Origin of the sequence: Paenibacillus amylolyticus (genome assembly GCF_051136285.1) — a bacterium.
Classification (GTDB): domain Bacteria; phylum Bacillota; class Bacilli; order Paenibacillales; family Paenibacillaceae; genus Paenibacillus; species Paenibacillus amylolyticus_F.
In genome coordinates this window covers 4,589,193-4,614,145 of sequence record NZ_CP194938.1, presented here as the reverse complement: position 1 = coordinate 4,614,145, position 24,953 = coordinate 4,589,193, and the positions used below count along the sequence as shown (strand labels likewise).

Sequence of the window (24,953 nt, the reverse complement as noted above, 5' to 3'; positions counted from 1 at the left end):
TATATATGTTAATCGCCGAGGCTATTTCAACGTTGAAGCAGATGCCTGTTCCGCCTGCTCAATACCAATCGCGATCAGTTGAATCATTCGTTCGTGCTGACTGCTGCTGTACAAGTAGCCGATCAGACATTCAAACGCCGTTGCATGTCTATACTCCAGCACATCAGCATTTTTCGGAACACTGCCAGATTTGGCATTCCGCCCTGACCGTACAACATCCTGTTCTTCTTCTGTCAGTTCAGCCTCAATACTTGTCAGTATGCGGCTTTGTGCTTTGGCAGATACCAGTTTAGTTGCACTACGGTGTAAATGATTGGGGCGCATGTTTGCTTTGGATAACAGATATTGCCTCACGGCAACCTCATATACCGCATCGCCAATGTAAGCCAGAGCGATCGGCGGAATCAGCCTTGCAGGTCTGGAAGGAGGATAAGGAAACCATCCACCTTCCGAAACACTCGCCTGATTTTTCGCTTCAGTCCCCTCAGCCCGTTCAACCTGTTCGACAGATTCAGGTAAAATATTCTCTTTTTCTTCACTCATTTACGCCGCCATCTCATGCCCTGCGCAGTATCCTCAAGCAGGATTCCCTGAGCCGACAATTCATCACGAATCTCGTCCGCACGAGCCCAATTTTTGGATTTGCGTGCTTCCACACGCTCTTGGATAAGACGTTCAATGTCCTCATCCAGAAGCTCCGGTTCAATGTCCGTATAGATTCGAAGCACAGCATTCAGTTCAGTGAACAGTTCCAGCAACGCATGAATCTCAGCGGCATTCACCACATCCTGCTGCAACAACTGATTTGCTTCCGCAGCCCATTCGAACAATGCAGTGATTGCATCAGGCGTGTTGAAGTCATCCTTCATTTTTTCATGATACTGCTGCCGAATTTGGTCTAGTCTTGCAGAGAACTCCGGTGTGACCTCCTGATTGACAGACACAGCACCCAGGCGATGTTTGAGGTTACCTACCGCATTGGCAATCCGATCCACACTGTTCTGAGCCTGTTCCATCGTATCTTCCGTAAAATTGAGCGGGTTACGATAGTGGGTGGACAGCATAAAGTAACGAATCGCTTCACGTTTGTACTGATCACGCAGGTCTTTTACCAGAACGCCGTTACCGAGGGATTTCGACATTTTCTCGTTATCGATGCGAATAAAACCGTTATGCATCCAGTAATTAGCCAAAGGTGCACCTGTGATTGCCTCGGACTGTGCGCATTCGCATTCATGGTGAGGGAACTGAAGATCCTGTCCACCCCCGTGAATATCCAGCGTGTCACCCAGGTATTCTCTTGCCATTGCAGAGCACTCGATATGCCATCCAGGACGGCCGTCTCCCCATGGGCTAGACCAGAAGATCTCGCCTGGTTTTGCTGCTTTCCAGAGCACAAAATCTTCCGGGTGTTCCTTCCGCTCATCTACGCCGATTCGAATACCAAATTGCAACTCTTGCAAGTTCTGTTTCGACAATTGACCGTATTTTTCGAACTTTCCTGTTCGATAATATACATCACCGCCATTTTCATAAGCAAAACCTTTTTCAACCAGTTCACGGATAAAATCAATAATTAACGGCATGTTCTCTGTTACCCGTGGATTGCTGCTGGCTTTAGGAATACCCAACCCTTCCAGGTCCGCGTAATAAGCGGCAATAAACTTCTCAGCCACATGCGGTACGTCCGTGCCAAGCTGCTCCGCTTTGCGAATCAGTTTGTCATCCACATCGGTAAAGTTCACGACATAATTCACTTCGTGTCCAATCTGCTCCAGATATCCACGAACCGTGTCGAAAAAGATCACTGGACGTGCATTACCGATATGAATATAGTCATAAACCGTTGGTCCGCATACGTACATTTTCACTTTGCCGGACTCTTGTGGAACAAACTCCTCTTTGGTGCGACTCATCGTATTATAAATATGAAGCGTCATAGTCACTTTTCCTTTCGTCCTAAACTACTTTTACTTGATTTCATGGTGTATGTTAACGGATGGAGTTAGGTGCATTTCTCAGATTCACGTGTATTTTGCAAAGTACGCACTTCCTCCTGCAGCCGTTCAATCTCACGCTGCATGCTGCGCAAAGAGTCGATGACCGGGTCGGGCAATTGTTGATTCAGACGATCCACCCGCCGTCCATCCTGCTTGACGATTCTGCCTGGAATGCCCACCACCGTGCTATTGGCGGGAACTTCTTTCAGTACAACCGAGTTCGCGCCAATGTTGCTCTGATCCCCAACTCGAAATGACCCCAACACCTTGGCTCCGGATGAGATAACCACATTATTACCAATCGTCGGGTGTCTCTTTCCTTTTTCTTTTCCCGTTCCACCAAGAGTTACTCCTTGATAGATTACAACATCGTCACCAATCTCGCAGGTTTCACCGATGACAACTCCCATACCGTGGTCAATAAACAAACGTTCCCCGATCGTAGCTCCAGGATGAATCTCTATCCCTGTCATAAACCGGCTAACCTGTGATACGAACCGGGCGAGCGAGTACCATTTTCGTCTGTACAGATCGTGAGCAAATCGATGGGCCCATATCGCATGCAACCCTGAATACGTAAATACGACTTCAAACCAACTCCGGGCGGCCGGATCATTTTCAAAGACCGTCTGAATATCGGATCTGATCTTTTTGAACATGCTCGTTCCCCTCTTGTTCAGGTTCTCGTCCTCCGGGTTCGCCGGACGGCGCGTTCCTTGTTAGTATACTTGCGCACTCGCATAAACAAAAAACGCCCCTGCAGCACGAAGCTGCAGAGGCGTTAGTCGCGGTCCCACTCTGCTTGGCTCATTCTTGAAAAAAAGAGCCCTCTGGCGGTTCGGTAACGAGAACCAGTCGTCACCATCTATCCTGACGTTTTCCTCTATCCAGTGGACAGAGGCGGGGCCGGATTCGACAGTGCAGCTCACGGGTGCATTTCAGACTGCTGGACAGTGGACGGCTCGCAGCCACCACACGCCGAGAGATCTATTCTCTGCTCACGCGTGGGGCCATCCTCTCTGGATCTGTCCGGATCAGCTTACTTCTCCCGGTCTTTGCTGTTCTATATGAACGTATTATAACAATTCAACCTTGTGTTGCTATTATAGCGAAAAGCATTGGGACTGACAACCAGCAGAATTGAATTTACGCGCCTGTCACTCGTGCCAGCAAACGCTGGGTTACAGTGTCTCTGCCCAACAGCACAATCGTCTGATTCAGGTCACGTCCGTGAGTCTGTCCAGTCAAGGCCACGCGGATTGGCATAAAGAGCTGTTTGCCCTTAAAGCCCGTCTCCTTCTGTACTTCCTTGATCAGCGCAGCCATTTTACTAGGCGTGAATTCATCACTCGCCTGCACCTTATCCGCAAATGCCTTCAGTACGGTTGGGACCTGCTCCTCAGCAAGTACCGCAGCGCCTTCACTTTCCAGTTCAACTTCTGGACGGAAGAATACTTCGGACAGTTCCACGATATCGGATGCCGAATTCATCTGTTCCTGATAGAGATGTACGAGCGTATGTGCCCATTCTGTTTGCTCCGTGGAAAGATCCGCAGGAAGACGTCCAGCTTTTTGTAGATGCGGAATGGCCATCTCGGCAATCCGTGCCGGATCAGCATTTTTGATGTAATGGTTGTTCAAGTGCGCCAGCTTGTGTGTGTCAAATACAGCCGGACTCTTAGACAGACGTTTGGTATCAAAAATGGAGATCAACTGCTCTTGTGAGAAGATTTCTTCTTCTCCTTCCGGCGACCAGCCAAGCAGGGAGATGAAGTTAAACATCGCTTCTGGCAAATAGCCGAGCTGATCATATTGTTCAATAAACTGAATTACGGATTCATCGCGCTTGCTCAGTTTTTTGTGATTTTCGTTCACAATCAGTGTCATATGACCAAATTGTGGCGGCTCCCATCCAAGCGCTTCATAGATCATCAGCTGACGCGGTGTGTTGGAGATATGATCCTCTCCACGCAGTACGTGGGAGATCTTCATCAAATGATCATCCACGGCAACGGCATAGTTGTACGTGGGAATGCCATCCTTTTTCACAATGACAAAGTCGCCTGATTCCTTACTGTTAAACGAGATTGTGCCTTTGACCATGTCGTTAAATGTATATGTGCGGTCTGCCGGTACACGGAAACGAATGCTCGCCACGCGGCCTTCTGCCTCGAATGCCTCGATCTGCTCTGGTGTCAGGTCCCGGTGTTTGCCGGAGTATCGCGGGGTTTCTCCACGAGCCGACTGCTCTTCACGCTCCTGCTCCAACTCTTCTTCCGTGCAGTAGCAACGATACGCCAGACCTTTGTCCAGCAGTTCCTGCGTATATTTACAATACAGATCCAGACGCTCAGTCTGACGGTACGGTCCGTATTCTCCGCCTACATCAATACTTTCATCCCACTCGATACCGAGCCATTTCAAGTATTTCAGCTGGCTTTCTTCTCCGCCCGCAATATTCCGCTTCACGTCCGTATCTTCGATACGAATGATAAATTTTCCGTTATTATGTTTGGCATACAAGTAGTTAAACAGCGCCGTACGAGCGTTCCCGATATGCAGGTGTCCCGTTGGGCTCGGTGCGTAGCGCACCCGAATTTCTGTGCTCATATGATCCCCTCCGTCTCTAATTGATTGATGATATCACACACGTACAAGGCATACAACGGATTGGGCTGCAATTCCCTCTCCCCGTCCTGGGAACCCAAGTTGTTCTGTTGTTGTTGCCTTCACGTTCACCTGTGTTACATCCGCTTCCAGCGCTTTGGCAATCACTTCTGCCATCTGCGGGATATAAGGTGCCATCTTTGGCTTCTGGGCAATAATCGTTGAATCGATATTACCAAGCTTATACCCACGATCCTTCACAAGTTGCCATACATGTTCAAGCAGTTTCAGGCTGTCGGCATCCTTGAATTCCGGATCGGTATCCGGAAAATGTTTGCCGATATCTCCAAGTGCCAGCGCGCCAAGAATGGCATCACTGATTGCATGCAGCAACACGTCTGCGTCGGAGTGGCCCAGGAGCCCTTTATCATAAGGAATCGTTACTCCGCCAATAATACACGGTCTACCTTCCACCAACTGATGCACGTCAAATCCTTGTCCTACACGTATCATCGCTTCTTCTCTCCCTCAAGCCAAAACGCGGCATACTGTAAATCTTCCGGTGTCGTTAGTTTGATGTTGGTATAACTGCCTTCCACAACCTTGACCGACATTCCCTGGCGTTCAGCCAGCATGGCATCATCCGTGCCCAGAAACCCGTCCTGTTCCGCGGACTCGTAAGCCTCCAGCAGGGAAGAAAGACGAAAAGCCTGCGGGGTTTGAATGCTCCACAGACTACTGCGATCCGGCGTCGCTGTAACGATGCCTTCCGCATTCACTTGTTTGATCGTATCCTTCACCGGCACAGCCAGCACAGCCCCCCCGCCCGATGCGGCGACAGCCATACAGTCTCTGATATGCTCACGGGTCACAAAAGGACGCACCCCGTCGTGAACGAGAACCCAATCCGTGCCTAGCGCCCGAAGGCCTTCATGCACCGAATGCTGTCTCTCTTTCCCTCCGGGGATCACGCGGACACGCGATTCCAGCTGATATTCTTTTACCCATTTCAGGCATCGTTCAACATCTGCGGCACCTGTAACCAGAATCATCTCACGGATCTCGTCCAGAGTCGCAAATACTTCAAGCGTATGTATGAAAACGGGCTTGTCCTGTAGCAGCAAAAATTGTTTGCTCTCGGTCGTTCCCATGCGGGTTCCCCGGCCTGCCGCCACAATGACAACGCCCCACCCTTTATCCATGCCGCAATCCCTGCCTTGTCTGTCAGTTTATCGCCGGGCGACAATTCATATCTGATTTGATATCCATCATCGTACAACGATACACTACCCATCATACCGCTTTATTGGGCTTTTTCCAACAGTTTCGGCTTGGCAAAAATCATTCGTCCCGCCGACGTCTGCAGCACACTGGTCACGAGCACTTCCATCATCATGCCGATATACTCGCGTCCGCCTTCAACCACAATCATTGTTCCGTCATCCAGATAGGCTACGCCCTGTCCATGCTCCTTACCGTCCTTGATAATCTGCACCATGATCTCTTCTCCCGGCAGCACAACCGGCTTAACCGCGTTTGCCAGATCATTGATATTGAGCACCGATACCCCTTGAAGTTCACAGACTTTGTTCAGGTTAAAATCATTGGTAACAACCTTGCCCTGAAGCACTTTGGCGAGTTTCACCAGTTTGCTATCCACCTCGGAAATTTCCTCGAAGTCGCCTTCGTAGATCAATACCTGCACATCAAGTTCCTTCTGGATTTTGTTCAAAATGTCCAGCCCACGACGCCCGCGGTTACGTTTGAGCAGATCTGATGAGTCTGCAATATGCTGCAGCTCTTCCAGTACAAATTCCGGGATAACAATCGTTCCCTCGATGAACCCGGTCTTGCAGATATCTGCAATTCTTCCATCAATAATGACGCTGGTGTCCAAAATTTTATGCTCTTCCATCCGTCGTCCTTCTTCTGCCTCGGGGTGTCCCCATCGTCCCGACTTCCAGAGTGCCGCCAGATCGTCTTTCTTGGCCATAGCCAAACTATACCCGGAATACGCGGCAATCACAGTCAGGGCCACTTGCAGCACCTCTCCTGCGGTTCCCAACCAGACAAGGCAAGGATACATCAGTAATGCAACCAGCAGTCCAGCCAAGGTACCTGCCGCCCCAGCAGCAAGCTCATTCATGGGTATTCTGGCTAAAGAATCGATACCGCTATGCAATCTGTTTGCCATCATGGTACCGCCGATCGTGCATACGGACATAAAAAGTACTGCTCCCAGCAGTGTCGATACGCCAGCTCCCAGCAATCCTGCCGACTGAATCCATTCAGCCATCCAGGGAATAGACTTGCCTGCCAGATGATAAGCCGTGTACCCGAACCATGCGCCGCACAATCCAGTAAAAGTTAAAATGCCTTTTCTCCACATGAGTTCCTGCACCTCCTCAATCATTCTTCATTTTCATATCCAGTATGATCCAATTTCGGGAAAGCTAATCCGGTTCGCAAGAAGTTTTTGGAAATGTTACATTCGTCAGTTGAAAGTAAGACTTTTATTGGCATATAATGAATTCAATTCATATCCCGAGGTGAGTGGCAAAATGAGTACGCTAAGTTTACAGGCTTTTCAGGATCAAGTTTCCGAACTGTTGCTGCGTCATCGCAGCCTGATTGATGTACTGTCCAAAACAGGACAAGCCGGGGCCTCTGTTAACCGCGCCGTGTCCAAAGCCATTACTGAATGCGGCTGCATTGAGCTGCACGCCACCAAACAGCAGTACACCCCTGAGAGTGGTATTTCTCAAGCCAAGAGCCTGCTGGAAACGCATGTGGAAGGTCAGTTGTGTGAGAATTGCAAAGAGGTGATCAGCTCCGAGTTGGGGCGAAACCTGTTCTATATGTCTGCACTCTGCAATCTGCTGGACATTAACTTGGAAGAAGTCGTGAATCACGAATCACAGAAATGTTCAACGCTGGGGATATTTAACCTGTCTTAGCTATATCTGTCTCGGTTACTTGGTTATAGATCGAAAAATGCAATCCAAACAAAAAGCACGTACGCTCCTTTTTAAGGAATGTACGTGCTTTTTTATATATGATTGGTCGTAGCTGGAGCTAAATACTCTACTCTCTTTAATTATCGGAAGAACGGGAAGACTTCTTGTCCTTGCGTTTTTTGGCACGATTTCGGGAAGCAGCCGTTCGCACACTGTATCTCATGCCATATAAGGCATATAACACCAGCGGGATAAAAATCAGCTTGGAGAGCTGATCCGGGAAAAGAACAGCCAGCGCTACAGCCAGCAGTATAACCCACGGGGCAATCCAGATGGCCTTGCGGGGCAGTCCGACTTTTTTGAAATTGGGATATTTCAGTGAACTGACCATCAGGTAAGACAACAGCAGCGTAGCAATCATCATGCTGATTGGTCCAATATCCTTGTGAAACAGGGAAAGTGTAGCCAGCACACCACCCGCAGCCGGAATCGGCAAACCTGTAAAATACCCCGGAATTCCTGGGCGCACGTTAAATCTCGCTAAACGAATTGCACCGCAGATCGGAAAGGCGGCTGTAGCAATCCAGGCAAAGATCGGCATCGCATCCTGAAATGACACCATAAAAATAATTAATGCAGGTGCTGCACCAAAAGACACCATATCGGATAAAGAATCCAGCTCCTTGCCAAATTCACTTTGCGCATTCAACGCCCTTGCTACCCTTCCGTCCAGACCGTCCAGCAACATCGCAACGATAACCATTATTGCAGCCGAGCTGTATTTCCCGTTAATTGCAAGCAAGATGGCCAGCATACCAAGAAACAGATTACCTAAGGTAAAAAGATTTGGAATGAATCTGGTTAACATGTTGTTTCACCTCATCCATTAGAAGCCCTTATAGGCGATTTCCTACATCTGTCGGTCAATAAACATTTGCTCCTGCAGACGTTTGAGACCTTCCTTAATGGTGCGTGCACGAACCTCACCAATGCCGTCTACCTCATCGAGTTCTTCAATTGTTGCCATGATGACATGTGGTAACTGTTCAAATTGATCCACCAAGTTATGAATAATTACATTAGGCAGACGAGGGATCTTATTTAATACCCGGTAACCACGTGGGGCAACCGAATCTTCGGAAGTCGCCGCTGATGAAGGATAACCCAGCAATCGTACAATATGATGTGCATCAAGCAACTCCTCGTCCGACAATCTTTTTAATCCCATGATAATTTCACGAATCTTGTCATCACTATCGTCACGAGCATAGTCCTTATACAGCAGCCAAGCTTCTTCCTCTGTTGTCCCCACAAGCTCTTCCATTTGCATGGAAATGAGCCTGCCTTCGTTCCCCAGCTCATCAATATATCGTTCAATCTCCGTTTTGATCCGCAGCACCATTTCAGTACGCTGAATGACGTTTACCACCTCAGGAATCGTCACCAGCTCCTCAAATTCGGAAGCACTCAGATTTGTAAGGGATTGCTTCAGCACCGCTTTATACTTTTCGAGTGTTTGAATCGCCTGATTCGCTTTGGTCAGAATTACTCCGATTTCCTTAAGTGAATATCGAAGCGTGCCCTGATACAGGGTGATAATATTCCGGCGCTGCGAGATGGATACGACCAGCTTGCCGGTTTGTTTTGCCACTCGCTCTGCCGTCCGGTGACGAATGCCTGTCTCTGAAGAAGAGATAGAGGAGTCCGGGATTAGTTGTGTATTGGCGTACAAAATCCGTTTCAAATCCTCACTCAAAATAATCGCACCGTCCATTTTGGCAAGCTCGTACAGGTAGTTTGGGGAGAAATCACAGTTAATCGAAAATCCCCCATCCACCACTTCCATCACTTCAGGGCTGTATCCTACAACAAGCAGTGCGCCCGTCTTGGCACGCAGCACATTTTCCAGACCTTCGCGGAAAGGTGTACCTGGTGCAATCAGCCTTAACAAATCATTCATATTGTCCAGTTGGCTTGAATCTTTCATCTTGTTATGCCCCCTAATCTAAAGCAACCGCTAGTGCATCTGCCACGGTATTCACACCGATCAGTTGTATCCCGCGAGGATGTTTCCAGCCCTTTAAGCTTTTTTCTGGTAAAATAACTCGTTTGAAGCCCAGCTTCGCGGCTTCTTTCACACGTTGTTCTGCCCTCGATACGGCACGAACTTCACCCGTTAGGCCAATCTCGCCAAAGATGACATCATCCGGCTTGGTTGGTACATCTCTCAAGCTGGAAGCAATACTGACTGCGACGGCCAGATCGACGGCCGGTTCATCCAGCCTGACCCCGCCAGCCACGTTCAGATAGGCATCCTGTGTCTGCAGGAACATGCCCATCCGTTTCTCCAGAACCGCAATGATCAGATTCAACCGATGATGATCAATGCCTGTTGCCATGCGGCGCGGAGATGGAAAATGTGTCGTCGAAATCAAAGCTTGCAGCTCCACCAGCATCGGACGTGTACCTTCCATGCTCGCCACTACGGTAGAACCGGCTACTCCGAGTGGACGTTCAGATAAAAATAACTCTGAAGGATTACCCACTTCGCGGAGCCCGTCTTCTCCCATTTCAAATATGCCAATTTCGTTAGTGGAACCAAAACGGTTCTTCACCGCACGAAGGAGACGATACGTATGATGCCGTTCACCTTCAAAATAAAGCACACAGTCCACCATATGCTCTAACATACGAGGACCAGCGATGGCACCTTCTTTGGTAACATGCCCTACAAGAACCGTTGCAATGCCTCGGCCTTTAGCAATCCGCATGAATCTGGACGTGCATTCCCTTACCTGTGCCACACTCCCTGGTGCGCTGGTAACTTCGGGCAAATATACCGTTTGAATAGAGTCGATGACAAGAAAATGCGGCTGGATCTGATCCACCGCTTCCTCCACTCGTTCCATATTGGTTTCACACAGCACGTACAGCTCAGGCGAAAGTGCACCGAGCCGGTCAGCTCGCAGTTTTGTTTGCTTCACGGATTCTTCCCCAGACACATATAACACACGCAGCCCGGAGTGGGTTAATGCGTGAGAAGTCTGTAACATCAACGTTGATTTTCCGATACCCGGATCGCCCCCCACCAACACAAGCGAACCTGGCACAATGCCGCCGCCCAATACACGGTTGAGTTCTCCGATTCCAGTCTGTACACGCGGCTCCTGACCGCTATCTATATCTATGATAGGAAGCGGTTTATCTTTACTGTCAAACAGCGGAGAATTTCTCCCTTGTGTTTTGACCACCGTTTCGGTTTCTTCTATCATTGAATTCCAGGACTGACAACCAGGACATTTTCCGTACCATTTGGGGGCTTCATAGCCGCATTCCGTACATTGAAACTTGGTTTTAACTTTGGCCACTTCAGCACTCCTATGAATTATTTTATTTTATATCAGCATTTACATTATTCGACTAATTTTGCTTGTTGCCCTAACATACAGGGTTACTAAAAGTTTACCATTGTTTGAGATTTTTCGTAAAGGATTATCGCAAACTTTACACATGTTCCTGGTGTATCTCGCTACAATTCAATCACAACTCCCGCACATATGAAAAAATCCTCCCCGGCGGAAGCCAGGAAGGACCGGAATATGAATATAAGCTGCTTTCATTCAGCTGTTCACACCCTATTTATTTCGTTTCAATCTCCTCATTGGACAGAACGGGCGCATCTTTTTTGGTTACAGACAATGCTCCATTCTCTTCGTCAATGAGCAAGGAGTCCCCTTTGGTAACATTACCTGTGAGCAGTTCTTCAGACAATTTGTCTTCTATATGCTTCTGAATTGCCCGGCGAAGTGGGCGTGCACCGTAAGCAGGATCAAAGCCAGCTTTGGCCAGGAAGTCCTTGGCGTTATCTGTAAGTTCAAAATCAACTTCGTATTCGTTGAGTCGTTTACGTAGTTCCTCACTCATGAGAGTAACAATCTCAGCGATATGTTTCTGTTCGAGTGAGTGGAACACGATAATCTCATCGATCCGGTTCAGGAACTCAGGACGGAAGCTTTTCTTCAGCTCATCCATCACTTTGCCCTTCATGTTATCGTAATCTGCCCCTGCATCCACAACAGCTGTGAAGCCAAGAGTGGAATTACGTTTGATCGCTTCTGCACCCACGTTAGATGTCAGGATAATCAGCGTATTGCGGAAGTCCACAACACGTCCTTTGGAATCCGTCAAACGCCCATCTTCCAACACTTGCAGCAGGATGTTGAAGACCTCAGGGTGCGCTTTCTCCACTTCGTCCAACAGGACTACAGAATACGGTTTGCGACGAACCTTCTCTGTCAACTGACCGCCTTCTTCATATCCCACATATCCTGGAGGTGCTCCGACCAGTCTGGATGTGGAGTGTTTCTCTCCATACTCGGACATATCAATCCGAATCACGGCATTTTCATCACCGAACATCGCTTCAGCGAGTGCACGAGCCAGTTCGGTTTTACCTACACCAGTAGGACCAAGGAAGATGAAAGAACCCATCGGACGTTTCGGATCTTTAAGTCCGGCACGTGCACGGCGAACGGCACGGCTGACGGATTTCACAGCTTCATCCTGTCCGATAACCCGTTCATGAAGAATGGACTCCAGATTCATCAAACGCTGTGTCTCTTCTTCTTTTAGCTTGTTCACCGGAATTCCTGTCCAGTTGGCTACCACTTGAGCGATATCTTCTGGAGTTACTTCGGAATCAGTGCGGCCTTGTTTTTCTTTCCATTGGTTCTTCGTGGTATCCAGCTCTTCACGAATTTTCTGTTCCGTATCACGAAGTGCTGCTGCCTTTTCGAACTCTTGGCTTTGAACCGCCGCGTCTTTTTCCTTGCGGATATCTTCCAGACGGCTCTCCAATTGTTTCAGGTTTGGCGGAATGGTGTAAGAGTTCAGCCTTACTTTTGATCCAGCTTCATCGATCAAGTCAATGGCCTTATCCGGCAGGAAACGATCAGTGATGTAACGATCAGACAATTTAACGGCTTGCACAATCGCTTCATCTGTAATTTTCACACGGTGATGCGCTTCATAACGATCACGCAGACCATGCAAAATTTGGATTGCTTCTTCCGGCGATGGTTGATCAACGGTAATCGGTTGGAAACGACGCTCCAGCGCAGCATCCTTTTCGATGTATTTACGATATTCATCAAGGGTGGTCGCACCGATACACTGCAATTCTCCACGAGCCAGAGCTGGTTTCAAAATGTTTGATGCGTCGATTGCACCCTCCGCACCACCGGCACCAATCAGCGTGTGCAACTCATCGATGAACAAGACAATGTTTCCAGCTTGACGGATCTCATCCATGATTTTTTTCAGGCGATCCTCGAATTCACCACGATATTTGGTTCCAGCTACAACCGAACCCATATCCAACGTCATTACCCGTTTGTCACGCAAGGTTTCCGGAATTTCATTTGCAATGATTTTCTGTGCAAGACCTTCAGCAATCGCTGTTTTACCTACACCCGGTTCACCGATCAATACAGGGTTGTTTTTGGTACGACGGCTCAACACCTGAATGACACGCTCAATTTCCTTGCTGCGGCCAATGACCGGGTCAAGGTTATTTTCTCTGGCGTAAGCCGTGAGATCGCGAGCCAGACTATCTAATGTTGGTGTACTCACATTGGCAGGTGTTCCATTATGACTGGAAACCGCTTCGCTGCTTCCGAGCAATTGCAGTACTTGTTGACGTGCTTTGTTCAAACTGATGCCAAGGTTGTTGAGCACACGTGCAGCAACTCCTTCGCCTTCACGGATTAATCCGAGAAGAATATGTTCTGTTCCTACATAGGTGTGACCCAATTTACGAGCCTCATCCATGGACAATTCAATTACTTTTTTCGCGCGCGGCGTATATGCAATGTTCGTAGGTTGCTCTTGACCACGGCCAATTAGCGTTTCTACTTCATCCTGAATTTTTTCCAATCCGAGTCCCAGGCCGATCAGTGCTTTGGCAGCAATGCCTTCACCTTCACGAATGAGGCCGAGCAAAATATGCTCCGTACCGATGTTATTATGACCGAGACGGACAGCTTCTTCCTGCGCGAGTGCGAGCACCTTTTGGGCCCGTTCCGTAAATCTTCCAAACATCATATCTCCTGCACCTCCATGGTTTTGGATCAAACGAGGGAATTTAATCTACTCGATAACCCTTCGTTATTCTTCATATCATTTTGTTGGCAGCCATGCTGCGATTAAAATCATTGGTACCTTCCATGAGAGTGGAGGCCTTGTTATATAAAAGCCGCAGGTGCGGCATGAAACCGAAGTTAGTATTCCAGGAATGTTTACCCAGAACTTTTAGCTGCTTTGATCGTATCACGAATTAACTGTGCCCGGTAGATGTCACGCTCATCTGTGCGCATATCCCCGAACGTTTTTTGCAAAAATCCTGGCTGCGTCATCACATTCAGCTCATTCATCACCGGAATGGTTAACCCATCCAGCAATCCAAGATCCACACCGAGCCGAATATCAGATAAGCGCTGCGCTGCTTCTTTCGTGTCTACAATGGCTGCATGGGACAAGATTCCGTAGGAACGCATCACCCGATCTGTAATACGTAGTCTGGAATCGGTAATAAGCCGTTCTCTGGCTGTACGTTCATGACCAATCATCTGTAAAACAACGCTGTGCAGATTGTCGATCACTTCTTGTTCCGTCTGCCCAAGTGTAATCTGATTGGAAATCTGGAACAGATTGCCCATTGCCTCACTGCCCTCTCCGTAAATCCCTCGAACCGTTAACCCCACCTGGGATACGGCACTGAGAATACGACCGATCTGCTGTGTCATGACCAATGCTGGAAGATGCATCATGACCGAAGCCCTGACACCTGTTCCAACGTTTGTTGGACAACTGGTTAGATAACCCCTGCGATCATCAAAGGCATAATCCACATGCGCTTCAAAAGCATCATCTATAGCGGAAGCTTTCTCCCAGGCTTCTTTCACCTGGAACCCCGGATAGAGGCACTGGATACGCAGATGATCCTCTTCATTAATCATAATGCTTACCGATTCATCTTCACTAAGAATGACGGCTCCGTTTGTAGATTCATTCGCCAGACTTGGGCTGATTAGATGTTTCTCCACCAACACTCGCTTATCGAGTTCATCGATATCGATCAGATCAAGTGTAGTAAAATCACCAAAGGCATGTACGTCATCGTACTGAAGTACTTCGCTCAGTTTATTCAACACCTCTTCCGATTGCTCACCCGAGGCCAGCATCGGGAAGGGGATATGCTGAAGGTTACGTGCGATACGGACACGACTGCTGATTACAATCTCTGAATCAGTTGCATCACTGCGCATCCATTCACTGAGCGCCTTCTCTGTAAAACGCAGATTAGGCATTATGGTTCCCTCCTACTCATGACAAACTTTACTCCTGAGCTATTCCTTTTTCAAGTTCACGAATCTGATCCCGGATTTGAGCTGCCTCTTCGAATTCTTCTTGGGCAATGCTCTGCTGAAGATTTTGCTTCAGATCAGCAATTTGTCGTTTCACCTTAATGCGTCCACCCGCTCTGGCAGGAACTTTGCCCACATGAGACGTGCTACCATGCACTCGTTTGAACAACGGGTCGAGACGACTGTCAAAGTACTTGTAACAGGAGCTGCAGCCAAAACGGCCAACTTTGCTGAACTGCGCATAAGTCATGCCGCATTCTTCACATTGCAGTGCCTTGGCAGGTGCAGCACCTGAACTTTTGCCTGCCGGATCAAAATCAAGCAATCCGGACAGCAGATTGTGAATGGAAAATCCTCCGGATGTTCCAGGAATCATCTCCCCCTTCTCACGGGCACATGATTCACAGATATGAAATTCCGTCTTCTCTCCATTTACAATTTTCGTAAAATGAAGTGTAGCCGGACGTTTATTACATTCTTGGCACAGCATATAGATGTACCTCCTTTGATCCCGATAGTTTTCATTTACCGAGCAAAGATATTAGCATCGCCTTCAACATTCTGGCACGAATTTGATCCCGGTAAGGAAGTTTGACCATAAGAACCTCTCTCGACACAGCCGCACGCATCAACCCGGCTTCCCGCTTACTTAAGAAACGGGCTTCTTCCAGTTGATAGATCAAACCTTCCGCAGCAGTCTGTCCAATCTCCTCACCAATGCTGTGATGCAGATGGTTGTGCAGAGCAGATTGAGCGGGTAATTCAATGCGCTGTATACGAACGTATCCACCGCCGCCACGTTTACTCTCTACCAGATAACCTTTTTCTATAGTGAAACGGGTGCTGATGACATAATTGATCTGGGAAGGTACACATGAAAACTGATCCGCCAGATCATTACGCTGAATTTCAATCATTCCTTCGGGACTTTCATGCAAAATACCCTTCAGATATCGTTCGATAATATCAGAGATATTACGCATCCAATCATCCTCCACTGTCTGAAACGTTAAGTCAATAAGGACCCACACGCCCCCACAGAGTACACCTTCTCCACCCATTTAACCACTTAGTGAAACAGCGAATCTTACCGCCTCAGGTGGTAAACAAGAGAGCATAGGAAGCACGGAGGTCCTTTAATATCCCCTTGATCTTCCAATGACATGTATCCGTTACACGGTACTTCTCATCAGAGAGCAGTAAGAAAGTCGAACAATCATATCGTAGGTATAATAATAAACATTTAACCTTGAGTTGACTTTGACTTTCTTTGACTTTATATACATTATAGCATATTTTACTGTTTTGCCAAGTGGGGGCACTATTCATTTTTTACGATTTTACACGAAATATTCGCCTGACACAAAAAAACCTCTCCCAGGCATCGGGAGAAGTCTGATTGCTCACTATTACACTTCTTATCTAATCGATGATATACGACTTGATATCTGCAAGCTTAAAAGAAGTCAAGTAAGTAGGTTTCACGGTGTGGAATAGCCTTCTCCAGCGCTTGAATTGCGGTAGCCGAGCCTTCCATTCTACCGATCTGCGCCATCTCTGCTGGTCTGCGATACCCCATTAACACGGCTGTGAGCGATTGGATATTGAGTCGAATTCGCTGATCATGCTGATCTTCACGCTCTGATTCGGCCTTTTTCCATATAGAAGCCGTTCCGTTCATCGCTACATTTAATTCCCATACCCCTTCATTCCAAGGAGCATATGCGTCTTCGACTTCAAGCCAAATCTGTACAGGCGAGTCCTGACTTGCAAAAGGATACTGCGAAATGAACTGCTCCACACTTACAATCCGTGCCATGAAGTAAGGTACCACCTCTTGCTGAATCCGTGGATTGTCCAGTTGAAACGCTAACATATCACTTGCTGGCGCTTGTAAAGTCACCTCGTTAATCATGGAATCATGATTGGCGATAAACGTCCAAAGCCCTTGTCTTGCCTCTTCATTCAGATGAATCATCTCACCGATGGTAAATTTGCTATCCTTAACCTCGTAGAATACATAACCTTGAGGTACATCAGCCTCATCATAGTACACAGCTCGCTTACTGCCTTTTTTTATATATACTGAATTCTCCCACCAAGCGCCATCCCGATTCAAGCTTCCATTATAACGTGCTGCATACGTTTCATAGACCTGCTTCAATACAGCAAGCTCGGGATTCCCCCGTTTAATCGTACCTGGTGTTTGTTTCTTGGCTGGCAGTTCGGAGGTAGACAATTTGTATTTCTTATATTCCACATAGGTTTCCCACCCGTATTTTCGATAAAAGGAGAAAGCAAACGGATGCAGGAAGGAAATACTCTGTTTATTTCGATTCATTTCTTCGAGCGCATATTTTAGCAGACCCGCTACCCATCCCTTGCGTCTGTATTCCGGCCAAGTTGCTACACCTGCAATTCCACCCATTTCAAAGGATCGTCCGTGGATGTACGTTTGAAATGGAATAATTTGAAGTTTGGCTCCCACCTGTCCATCCGCATAGACACCCAATACATTATGCTTGGAAAATTCCTCTCGCCGTCTCTCCAGTTGATCCTCTGTCATTGTAAACTGAAAAGCATACTCAGAGAGCGCCATACACGCCTCATAATCGCCAGCCGTTAATTTACGAAGTTCCATATGATCCTGCACCTCATTCTCTCGTAATGTAAGTCCATCCTTGTGAAAATAAATAGTTCAAATTATATAGGAGGTTAAGCGATACTACTACATACATTCGAGTGTGTCAGAGGTTTCCCCTAAAGTCAAACAGGAGATGCAACATTCACATCTCCTAAGTAATAAAATATAAAATAAAAACCACCACCGAATTACATCGGCAGTGGTTCTTTGCTTGGCGGCGTCCTACTCTCCCAGGACCCTGCGGTCCAAGTACCATCGGCGCTAGAGGGCTTAACGGTCGTGTTCGGGATGGGTACGTGTGGAACCCCTCCGCCATCGCCACCAAACGCGATTGGTCGAAGCATAGCTTCTTCCATTCATCAGAGTGTTGTTCTCTGAAAACTAGATTCGAAACGAAACTCACGCAAACTCAAACGTGCTATTGGATAAGCCCTCGACCGATTAGTACTGGTCAGCTCCATGCATTGCTGCACTTCCACCCCCAGCCTATCTACCTCGTCGTCTTCAAGGGGTCTTACATACTGGGAAATCTCATCTTGAGGGGGGCTTCACGCTTAGATGCTTTCAGCGCTTATCCCGTCCGTACATAGCTACCCAGCGGTGCTCCTGGCGGAACAACTGGTACACCAGCGGTACGTCCATCCCGGTCCTCTCGTACTAAGGACAGCTCCTCTCAAATTTCCTACGCCCACGACAGATAGGGACCGAACTGTCTCACGACGTTCTGAACCCAGCTCGCGTACCGCTTTAATGGGCGAACAGCCCAACCCTTGGGACCTACTTCAGCCCCAGGATGCGATGAGCCGACATCGAGGTGCCAAACCTCCCCGTCGATGTGGACTCTTGGGGGAGATAAGCCTGTTATCCCCAGGGTAGCTTTTATCCGTTGAGCGATGGCCCTTCCATGCGGTACCACCGGATCACTAAGCCCGACTTTCGTCCCTGCTCGACTTGTAGGTCTCGCAGTCAAGCTCCCTTATGCCTTTGCACTCTTCGAATGATTTCCAACCATTCTGAGGGAACCTTTGGGCGCCTCCGTTACTCTTTAGGAGGCGACCGCCCCAGTCAAACTGCCCACCTGACACTGTCCCCGTACCCGTTAAGGGCACCAGGTTAGAACCTAGATACGATCAGGGTGGTATCCCAACGGTGCCTCCACACAAGCTGGCGCTCATGCTTCTAAGGCTCCCACCTATCCTGTACAGATCGTACCCAAATTCAATATCAAGCTGCAGTAAAGCTCCATGGGGTCTTTCCGTCTTGTCGCGGGTAACCTGCATCTTCACAGGTATTAAAATTTCACCGGATCTCTCGTTGAGACAGCGCCCAAGTCGTTACGCCATTCGTGCGGGTCAGAATTTACCTGACAAGGAATTTCGCTACCTTAGGACCGTTATAGTTACGGCCGCCGTTTACTGGGGCTTCGGTTCACAGCTTCGGATTACTCCTAACCACTCCCCTTAACCTTCCAGCACCGGGCAGGCGTCAGCCCGTATACTTCGCCTTACGGCTTCGCACAGACCTGTGTTTTTGCTAAACAGTCGCTTGGGCCTTTTCACTGCGGCCCCCTCGTGCTATTCACACTACCGGGGCACCCCTTCTCCCGAAGTTACGGGGTCATTTTGCCGAGTTCCTTAACGAGAGTTCTTCCGCGCGCCTTAGAATTCTCTTCTCGCCTACCTGTGTCGGTTTGCGGTACGGGCACCTTCATCTGGCTAGAGGCTTTTCTTGGCAGTGTGAGATCATGACCTTCGCTACTGTAATTTTCGCTCCCCATCACAGCTCAGCCTTACAATGTGCGGATTTGCCTACACATCAGCCTTACTGCTTAGACGGACATCCATCAGTCCGCGTCACTACCCTACTGCGTCCCCCCATTGCTCGTAACGATTTACGGTGGTACAGGAATTTCGACCTGTTGTCCTTCGACTACGCCTTTCGGCCTCGCCTTAGGTCCCGACTTACCCTGAGCGGACGAGCCTTCCTCAGGAACCCTTAGGCTTTCGGCGGATCAGATTCTCACTGATCTTTTCGTTACTCATACCGGCATTCTCACTTGTATAATGTCCAGCGCTCCTTACGGTACACCTTCAACCCTTATACAACGCTCCCCTACCCCTGATGCAATGCATCAAGCCATAGCTTCGGTGGTGTGTTTAGCCCCGTTACATTTTCGGCGCAGAGTCACTCGACCAGTGAGCTATTACGCACTCTTTCAATGGTGGCTGCTTCTAAGCCAACATCCTGGTTGTCTGTGCAACTCCACATCCTTTCCCACTTAACACACACTTGGGGACCTTAGCTGATGGTCTGGGCTGTTTCCCTTTTGACAATGGATCTTAGCACTCACTGTCTGACTCCCGGAAGTAAGTCTATGGCATTCGGAGTTTGACTGAGCTTGGTAACCCTTGCGGGCCCCGCACCCAATCAGTGCTCTACCTCCACGACTCTGTTTTCCGAGGCTAGCCCTAAAGCTATTTCGGGGAGAACCAGCTATCTCCGAGTTCGATTGGAATTTCTCCGCTACCCCCACCTCATCCCCGCATTTTTCAACATGCGTGGGTTCGGGCCTCCAGTGCGTGTTACCGCACCTTCACCCTGGACAGGGGTAGATCACCCGGTTTCGGGTCTACGTCCACGTACTATGGCGCCCTATTCAGACTCGCTTTCGCTGCGGCTCCGGCTCTTCACCTTAACCTTGCACGGGAACGTAACTCGCCGGTTCATTCTACAAAAGGCACGCCATCACCCCTAAAACGGGCTCTGACTTTTTGTAAGCACACGGTTTCAGGTTCTATTTCACTCCCCTTCCGGGGTGCTTTTCACCTTTCCCTCACGGTACTGCTTCACTATCGGTCGCTAGGAAGTATTTAGCCTTGGCAGATGGTCCTGCCGGATTCATACGGGGTTTCACGTGCCCCGCACTACTCGGGATCCGTCTCGGAGGGAACCAACTTTCAACTACAGGGCTTTTACCTTCTTTGGCGGGCCTTTCCAGACCTCTTCGCTTAACCGGTTCCTTTGTAACTCCATGTGAGACGTCCCACAACCCCAAAGAGCAAGCTCCTTGGTTTGGGCTTCTCCGCGTTCGCTCGCCGCTACTGACGGAATCACTATTGTTTTCTCTTCCTCAAGGTACTTAGATGTTTCAGTTCCCTTGGTATGCCTCTGCACAACCTATGTATTCAGTTATGAGTAACTGGATATTACCCCAGCTGGGTTTCCCCATTCGGACATCCCCGGATCAAAGCTTGCTTACAGCTCCCCGAGGCAGTTTCGTTGTTCGCCACGTCCTTCATCGGCTCCTAGCGCCTAGGCATCCTCCGTGTGCTCTTAGTAGCTTAACCATTGCGCTCGTGTTCGAGCTGTCGCTCCGCTTGGTTTGCTTGCGCAAAGCCAAAAGTCGCTCCATTTCGATCACTCGCTCCAGCAATCTACCTTATAAACACTTCACTTGTTTACACAAGATCAGCTAGGATGATTGTTATTCGGTTACTTGAACCGAAACAAGCATTCATCCCTAAAGGAATGTTCTAATTCGCGTTTATTTCGTTTCGATATCTAGTTTTCAAAGAACACAACAAATAGATGAAATTGTTTGGTGGAGCCAAGCGGGATCGAACCGCTGACCTCCTGCTTGCAAGGCAGGCGCTCTCCCAGCTGAGCTATGGCCCCTCAAATTCCATCAAAACCGAACAAATGGATTAGTAACTCTGTATTGCTTGCAAGTTCAATGAACTTACTTATTTGAATGTCTTCGTTGCAGAAGACGATTCTCCATAGAAAGGAGGTGATCCAGCCGCACCTTCCGATACGGCTACCTTGTTACGACTTCACCCCAATCATCTATCCCACCTTCGGCGGCTGGCTCCTTGCGGTTACCCCACCGACTTCGGGTGTTATAAACTCTCGTGGTGTGACGGGCGGTGTGTACAAGACCCGGGAACGTATTCACCGCGGCATGCTGATCCGCGATTACTAGCAATTCCGACTTCATGCAGGCGAGTTGCAGCCTGCAATCCGAACTGAGACCGGCTTTGCTGGGATTGGCTCCATCTCGCGATTTCGCTGCCCGTTGTACCGGCCATTGTAGTACGTGTGTAGCCCAGGTCATAAGGGGCATGATGATTTGACGTCATCCCCACCTTCCTCCGGTTTGTCACCGGCAGTCTATCTAGAGTGCCCACCCGAAGTGCTGGCAACTAAATATAAGGGTTGCGCTCGTTGCGGGACTTAACCCAACATCTCACGACACGAGCTGACGACAACCATGCACCACCTGTCTCAACTTTCCCCGAAGGGCACCTGATGCATCTCTGCTTCGTTAGTTGGATGTCAAGACCTGGTAAGGTTCTTCGCGTTGCTTCGAATTAAACCACATACTCCACTGCTTGTGCGGGTCCCCGTCAATTCCTTTGAGTTTCAGTCTTGCGACCGTACTCCCCAGGCGGAGTGCTTAATGTGTTAACTTCGGCACCAAGGGTATCGAAACCCCTAACACCTAGCACTCATCGTTTACGGCGTGGACTACCAGGGTATCTAATCCTGTTTGCTCCCCACGCTTTCGCGCCTCAGCGTCAGTTACAGCCCAGAGAGTCGCCTTCGCCACTGGTGTTCCTCCACATATCTACGCATTTCACCGCTACACGTGGAATTCCACTCTCCTCTTCTGCACTCAAGTCACACAGTTTCCAGTGCGATCCGGGGTTGAGCCCCGGGATTAAACACCAGACTTACATGACCGCCTGCGCGCGCTTTACGCCCAATAATTCCGGACAACGCTTGCCCCCTACGTATTACCGCGGCTGCTGGCACGTAGTTAGCCGGGGCTTTCTTCTCAGGTACCGTCACCTTGAGAGCAGTTACTCTCCCAAGCGTTCTTCCCTGGCAACAGAGCTTTACGATCCGAAAACCTTCATCACTCACGCGGCATTGCTCCGTCAGGCTTTCGCCCATTGCGGAAGATTCCCTACTGCTGCCTCCCGTAGGAGTCTGGGCCGTGTCTCAGTCCCAGTGTGGCCGATCACCCTCTCAGGTCGGCTACGCATCGTCGCCTTGGTGAGCCGTTACCTCACCAACTAGCTAATGCGCCGCAGGCCCATCCCCAAGTGACAGATTGCTCCGTCTTTCCAGTTCCCTTCAGGCGAAGAAAACAAGTATTCGGTATTAGCTACCGTTTCCGGTAGTTGTCCCAAGCTTGAGGGCAGGTTGCCTACGTGTTACTCACCCGTCCGCCGCTAACCGTCCGAGAAGCAAGCTTCTCTTCAAGTCCGCTCGACTTGCATGTATTAGGCATGCCGCCAGCGTTCGTCCTGAGCCAGGATCAAACTCTCCAATGAAGATGAATTTGGTCAGCGTCGTTAAACACTGTCAAACTCATCGGGGTATTGAAAAGAGCGATAAGCTCATTTTGAATCTGACGATTCATTATAAATCAAAAGTTACTATCCATTTGTTCAGTTTTCAAGGAACTTGTTCTCCCATCCTTTGTCAACTCATGTCAACCGGACAGGAAACTTATCATATCATGTTAACAAAGTTTCTGTCAACATTACTTTTTTGTCTATCTTCAAAGCTATTCGACTTTCGTTCGTTTGAAGCGACAAGAAATAATATATCATGCTGTCGATCATTAAGCAAGTACTTTATTTAACTTTTTTCATATTCATCTATATAGCTGAAATCTGCTCTTTTTATTTGAAGTAAGTGATCCAAAAACTTTATAATAAGGTATCTTAAATTAGAGGAAGTACCCCAAGGATACCGCAGGTGCTTAATGAATAGTAGACACAGTAACATCATCACCCATGTTCAATATGCTCTTTCTAAATCTGATAAGTGAATGATTTGAATTGCACATCAATTATGCTTATGGCTCTTGACCGGCAATTTTCGACTCAAATCCATGACTCGAGGTGAACAAACTTGAAACAGTGGTTAAAAAGAATGCGCAAAGGTTATGGCAAAAAGCTGGTTTCCATTCATGCCTGGAATGCCTGGATAGTTGTTATTCTCGCCATTACTGGTCTTGTACTCATTGGCGGTTTCTGGCGTGAAACTCTGGGTATCGGACGTGTCTGGTTAAAATGGTTACATATCGCAGTAGGTCTCGCCCTACTTGCCCCTGTATTGTATTACTTATTTTTGGCCAGTAAGCATTGGAAGCAGCTTCGTAATAAGCCATGGCAAAAAGCAAATACGATCATCGTCCTTGCGCTTCTGATCGGCTGGTTATTATCTGGTATCGTCTTATGGCAGTTCAAGCTGGCAGGCCCCCGGTGGTCCAACGCTGCGCTACTGATCCATGATCTGCTCACATGGGTTGGTTTGCCTTATATCATCTACCATTCCATCACACGTACCCGATGGTTAAAAGACTCTGCACGCCGTACGATTCAAGTCGATGAAGCTTCAGCACAGATGCCGAGGGTGTCCAATCCCAACAATCGCTCCTCTAATGAAGATGAGTCGGAAACACGCAATACACCAGCAGCCATGTCTGCTCTACAGGAGAATCCAGACTTTAGTAAAAGCAGTACAACACAGATCCTTGAAAAACCACAGCCGGTATACACCCGTCGAGCCTTCATTCGTTCAGCTGTTGGCATAGGACTCGCGGTGACTCTTGGACCTACTTTTGTATCGTGGGTTGGTAAAAACCTCAAGTTTGATAACAACATAGACAGCATGCTCGAGAATGATCCCAATCAGATGGTTCCGTTGCCTCAACCATTATCCGCTTCTTCTCCTCCGATCGGAGGGGGAGCCGAAGGTCACTTTCGTGTATACACGGTTACCCCCATCCCATCTTTCTCCAATGCAAATTGGTCATTTCGCGTAGATGGACTTGTGGAACGAGCACAGATCTGGAATTGGGAGCAGTTCGTCAAGCTCACACGCACCGTGCAAGTCAGTGACTTTCACTGCGTTACCGGCTGGTCCGTGTATAAGAATACATGGGAAGGCATTCCCCTGAAGCATTTCCTGGAGAACGCTGGTGTGAGATCCGGAGCGCACAGCGTCAAGTTTTATTCTGGTGACGGAGTTTACACCGATGCCATCACGCTGGAGCAGGCACAAATGGATGATATTATAATTGCGGTTATGCATGACGGTAAACCTATTCCTGCAGACCTTGGCGGTCCGGTACGGCTCGTTATCCCACAGATGTATGCCTACAAATCGGTCAAGTGGTTGAATCGAATCGAAGTCATCGACAGCGAGCATATTGGATACTGGGAAGAACGGGGATACGACAAAGATGCTTGGTTATCCGGTGCTTCTCAGCGTTTTCCGAATATTACTGGTTCATAACAGATCT

At 48.5% G+C, this 24,953-nt stretch carries 18 protein-coding genes, 1 tRNA gene and 3 rRNA genes; 3 read left to right on the top strand and 19 right to left on the bottom strand.

The annotated features are described in order from the left end of the window. Window positions 1–21 precede the first annotated feature (21 nt). From ACR8BL_RS20155 to cysE, 3 genes are all read right to left on the bottom strand, one after another. The gene (locus tag ACR8BL_RS20155) at window positions 22–543 is read right to left on the bottom strand and encodes a Mini-ribonuclease 3 (protein ID WP_434749254.1); all 522 of its coding nucleotides are present in this window, start codon (window positions 541–543) and stop codon (window positions 22–24) included. Further along, complete coding sequence (gene cysS / locus ACR8BL_RS20150; RefSeq protein WP_434749253.1) at window positions 540–1,940, bottom strand: cysteine--tRNA ligase; 1,401 nt, start codon at window positions 1,938–1,940, stop codon at window positions 540–542. Before cysS ends, ACR8BL_RS20155 begins: the two co-directional genes overlap by 4 nt. A 65-nt stretch (window positions 1,941–2,005) precedes the next feature. Beyond that, entirely contained in the window at window positions 2,006–2,659 is a 654-nt protein-coding gene (gene cysE / locus ACR8BL_RS20145; RefSeq protein WP_434749252.1) for a serine O-acetyltransferase, read from the bottom strand. Window positions 2,660–2,813: 154 nt separating this feature from the next. Here cysE and ACR8BL_RS20140 point away from each other — a divergent pair, with 154 nt between their 5' ends. Beyond that, a complete protein-coding gene (locus ACR8BL_RS20140; RefSeq protein WP_434749251.1) occupies window positions 2,814–3,071 on the top strand; it encodes a hypothetical protein in 258 nt (85 codons plus the stop codon). Window positions 3,072–3,146: 75 nt separating this feature from the next. On the opposite strand, the gene gltX is transcribed toward ACR8BL_RS20140, so the two are convergent. The 4 genes from gltX to ACR8BL_RS20120 all read right to left on the bottom strand — a co-directional run bounded on the left by gltX (window position 3,147) and on the right by ACR8BL_RS20120 (window position 6,996). After that, on the bottom strand, window positions 3,147–4,610 hold the full coding sequence (gene gltX, locus ACR8BL_RS20135) for a glutamate--tRNA ligase (RefSeq protein WP_434749250.1): 1,464 nt from the start codon (window positions 4,608–4,610) through the stop codon (window positions 3,147–3,149). Between the two features lie 33 nt (window positions 4,611–4,643). After that, window positions 4,644–5,120: a 2-C-methyl-D-erythritol 2,4-cyclodiphosphate synthase gene (gene ispF / locus ACR8BL_RS20130; RefSeq protein ID WP_434749249.1), complete on the bottom strand. Its 477-nt coding sequence runs from the start codon at window positions 5,118–5,120 to the stop codon at window positions 4,644–4,646. Then, the gene (ispD, locus tag ACR8BL_RS20125; RefSeq protein ID WP_434749248.1) at window positions 5,117–5,809 is read right to left on the bottom strand and encodes a 2-C-methyl-D-erythritol 4-phosphate cytidylyltransferase; all 693 of its coding nucleotides are present in this window, start codon (window positions 5,807–5,809) and stop codon (window positions 5,117–5,119) included. The genes ispF and ispD overlap by 4 nt, the downstream gene beginning before the upstream one ends. Before the next feature lie 101 nt (window positions 5,810–5,910). Then, window positions 5,911–6,996, bottom strand: coding sequence for a PIN/TRAM domain-containing protein (locus tag ACR8BL_RS20120; protein WP_434749247.1), 1,086 nt, complete (start codon window positions 6,994–6,996; stop codon window positions 5,911–5,913). Window positions 6,997–7,168: 172 nt separating this feature from the next. Between ACR8BL_RS20120 and ACR8BL_RS20115 the strand changes: the two genes are divergently transcribed. After that, window positions 7,169–7,564 (top strand): DUF1573 domain-containing protein, encoded by a 396-nt coding sequence (locus ACR8BL_RS20115; protein ID WP_434749246.1) that lies wholly within the window; start codon window positions 7,169–7,171, stop codon window positions 7,562–7,564. Between the two features lie 136 nt (window positions 7,565–7,700). Here the strand turns inward: ACR8BL_RS20115 and pssA are convergent, their stop codons facing one another. The 12 genes from pssA to ACR8BL_RS20055 all read right to left on the bottom strand — a co-directional run bounded on the left by pssA (window position 7,701) and on the right by ACR8BL_RS20055 (window position 22,971). Further along, the gene (pssA, locus tag ACR8BL_RS20110; protein ID WP_434749245.1) at window positions 7,701–8,432 is read right to left on the bottom strand and encodes a CDP-diacylglycerol--serine O-phosphatidyltransferase; all 732 of its coding nucleotides are present in this window, start codon (window positions 8,430–8,432) and stop codon (window positions 7,701–7,703) included. Window positions 8,433–8,474: 42 nt separating this feature from the next. Beyond that, complete coding sequence (gene disA / locus ACR8BL_RS20105; protein WP_434749244.1) at window positions 8,475–9,551, bottom strand: DNA integrity scanning diadenylate cyclase DisA; 1,077 nt, start codon at window positions 9,549–9,551, stop codon at window positions 8,475–8,477. Window positions 9,552–9,564: 13 nt separating this feature from the next. Further along, window positions 9,565–10,932, bottom strand: coding sequence for a DNA repair protein RadA (gene radA, locus ACR8BL_RS20100; RefSeq protein ID WP_090924698.1), 1,368 nt, complete (start codon window positions 10,930–10,932; stop codon window positions 9,565–9,567). A gap of 271 nt (window positions 10,933–11,203) precedes the next feature. Then, window positions 11,204–13,666: an ATP-dependent Clp protease ATP-binding subunit gene (locus ACR8BL_RS20095; protein WP_434749243.1), complete on the bottom strand. Its 2,463-nt coding sequence runs from the start codon at window positions 13,664–13,666 to the stop codon at window positions 11,204–11,206. Window positions 13,667–13,860: 194 nt separating this feature from the next. Then, a complete protein-coding gene (locus ACR8BL_RS20090) occupies window positions 13,861–14,931 on the bottom strand; it encodes a protein arginine kinase (protein ID WP_434749242.1) in 1,071 nt (356 codons plus the stop codon). A 28-nt stretch (window positions 14,932–14,959) separates the two neighbouring features. Next, window positions 14,960–15,478, bottom strand: coding sequence for a UvrB/UvrC motif-containing protein (locus ACR8BL_RS20085; protein ID WP_434756416.1), 519 nt, complete (start codon window positions 15,476–15,478; stop codon window positions 14,960–14,962). 31 nt (window positions 15,479–15,509) lie between these two features. Beyond that, window positions 15,510–15,971: a CtsR family transcriptional regulator gene (locus ACR8BL_RS20080; RefSeq protein WP_434749241.1), complete on the bottom strand. Its 462-nt coding sequence runs from the start codon at window positions 15,969–15,971 to the stop codon at window positions 15,510–15,512. A 473-nt stretch (window positions 15,972–16,444) separates the two neighbouring features. Next, the gene (locus tag ACR8BL_RS20075; RefSeq protein WP_434749240.1) at window positions 16,445–17,629 is read right to left on the bottom strand and encodes a GNAT family N-acetyltransferase; all 1,185 of its coding nucleotides are present in this window, start codon (window positions 17,627–17,629) and stop codon (window positions 16,445–16,447) included. A gap of 212 nt (window positions 17,630–17,841) precedes the next feature. Continuing rightward, a 5S ribosomal RNA gene (gene rrf, locus ACR8BL_RS20070) occupies window positions 17,842–17,958 on the bottom strand. A gap of 95 nt (window positions 17,959–18,053) precedes the next feature. Continuing rightward, a 23S ribosomal RNA gene (locus tag ACR8BL_RS20065) occupies window positions 18,054–20,979 on the bottom strand. A 252-nt stretch (window positions 20,980–21,231) separates the two neighbouring features. Beyond that, window positions 21,232–21,307: transfer RNA gene (locus ACR8BL_RS20060), tRNA-Ala, on the bottom strand. A 108-nt stretch (window positions 21,308–21,415) separates the two neighbouring features. Further along, window positions 21,416–22,971: ribosomal RNA gene (locus tag ACR8BL_RS20055) — 16S ribosomal RNA — on the bottom strand. The 16S, 23S and 5S rRNA genes sit together here with 1 tRNA gene alongside, the layout of an rRNA operon. 586 nt (window positions 22,972–23,557) lie before the next feature. Between ACR8BL_RS20055 and ACR8BL_RS20050 the strand changes: the two genes are divergently transcribed. After that, window positions 23,558–24,946, top strand: coding sequence for a molybdopterin-dependent oxidoreductase (locus ACR8BL_RS20050; RefSeq protein WP_434749239.1), 1,389 nt, complete (start codon window positions 23,558–23,560; stop codon window positions 24,944–24,946). The last annotated feature ends 7 nt before the right edge of the window (window positions 24,947–24,953 follow it).

Coding starts and splice junctions, on each gene's coding strand:
- cysE (WP_434749252.1), bottom strand. CDS start 2,659: ATGTTCAAAAAGATCAGATCCGATATTCAGACGGTCTTTGAAAATGAT.
- ACR8BL_RS20090 (WP_434749242.1), bottom strand. CDS start 14,931: ATGCCTAATCTGCGTTTTACAGAGAAGGCGCTCAGTGAATGGATGCGC.
- pssA (WP_434749245.1), bottom strand. CDS start 8,432: ATGTTAACCAGATTCATTCCAAATCTTTTTACCTTAGGTAATCTGTTT.
- ispF (WP_434749249.1), bottom strand. CDS start 5,120: ATGATACGTGTAGGACAAGGATTTGACGTGCATCAGTTGGTGGAAGGT.
- ACR8BL_RS20085 (WP_434756416.1), bottom strand. CDS start 15,478: ATGCTGTGCCAAGAATGTAATAAACGTCCGGCTACACTTCATTTTACG.
- ACR8BL_RS20095 (WP_434749243.1), bottom strand. CDS start 13,666: ATGATGTTTGGAAGATTTACGGAACGGGCCCAAAAGGTGCTCGCACTC.
- ACR8BL_RS20120 (WP_434749247.1), bottom strand. CDS start 6,996: ATGTGGAGAAAAGGCATTTTAACTTTTACTGGATTGTGCGGCGCATGG.
- ACR8BL_RS20075 (WP_434749240.1), bottom strand. CDS start 17,629: ATGGAACTTCGTAAATTAACGGCTGGCGATTATGAGGCGTGTATGGCG.
- ACR8BL_RS20080 (WP_434749241.1), bottom strand. CDS start 15,971: ATGCGTAATATCTCTGATATTATCGAACGATATCTGAAGGGTATTTTG.
- ispD (WP_434749248.1), bottom strand. CDS start 5,809: ATGGATAAAGGGTGGGGCGTTGTCATTGTGGCGGCAGGCCGGGGAACC.
- ACR8BL_RS20115 (WP_434749246.1), top strand. CDS start 7,169: ATGAGTACGCTAAGTTTACAGGCTTTTCAGGATCAAGTTTCCGAACTG.
- disA (WP_434749244.1), bottom strand. CDS start 9,551: ATGAAAGATTCAAGCCAACTGGACAATATGAATGATTTGTTAAGGCTG.
- ACR8BL_RS20155 (WP_434749254.1), bottom strand. CDS start 543: ATGAGTGAAGAAAAAGAGAATATTTTACCTGAATCTGTCGAACAGGTT.
- cysS (WP_434749253.1), bottom strand. CDS start 1,940: ATGACGCTTCATATTTATAATACGATGAGTCGCACCAAAGAGGAGTTT.
- gltX (WP_434749250.1), bottom strand. CDS start 4,610: ATGAGCACAGAAATTCGGGTGCGCTACGCACCGAGCCCAACGGGACAC.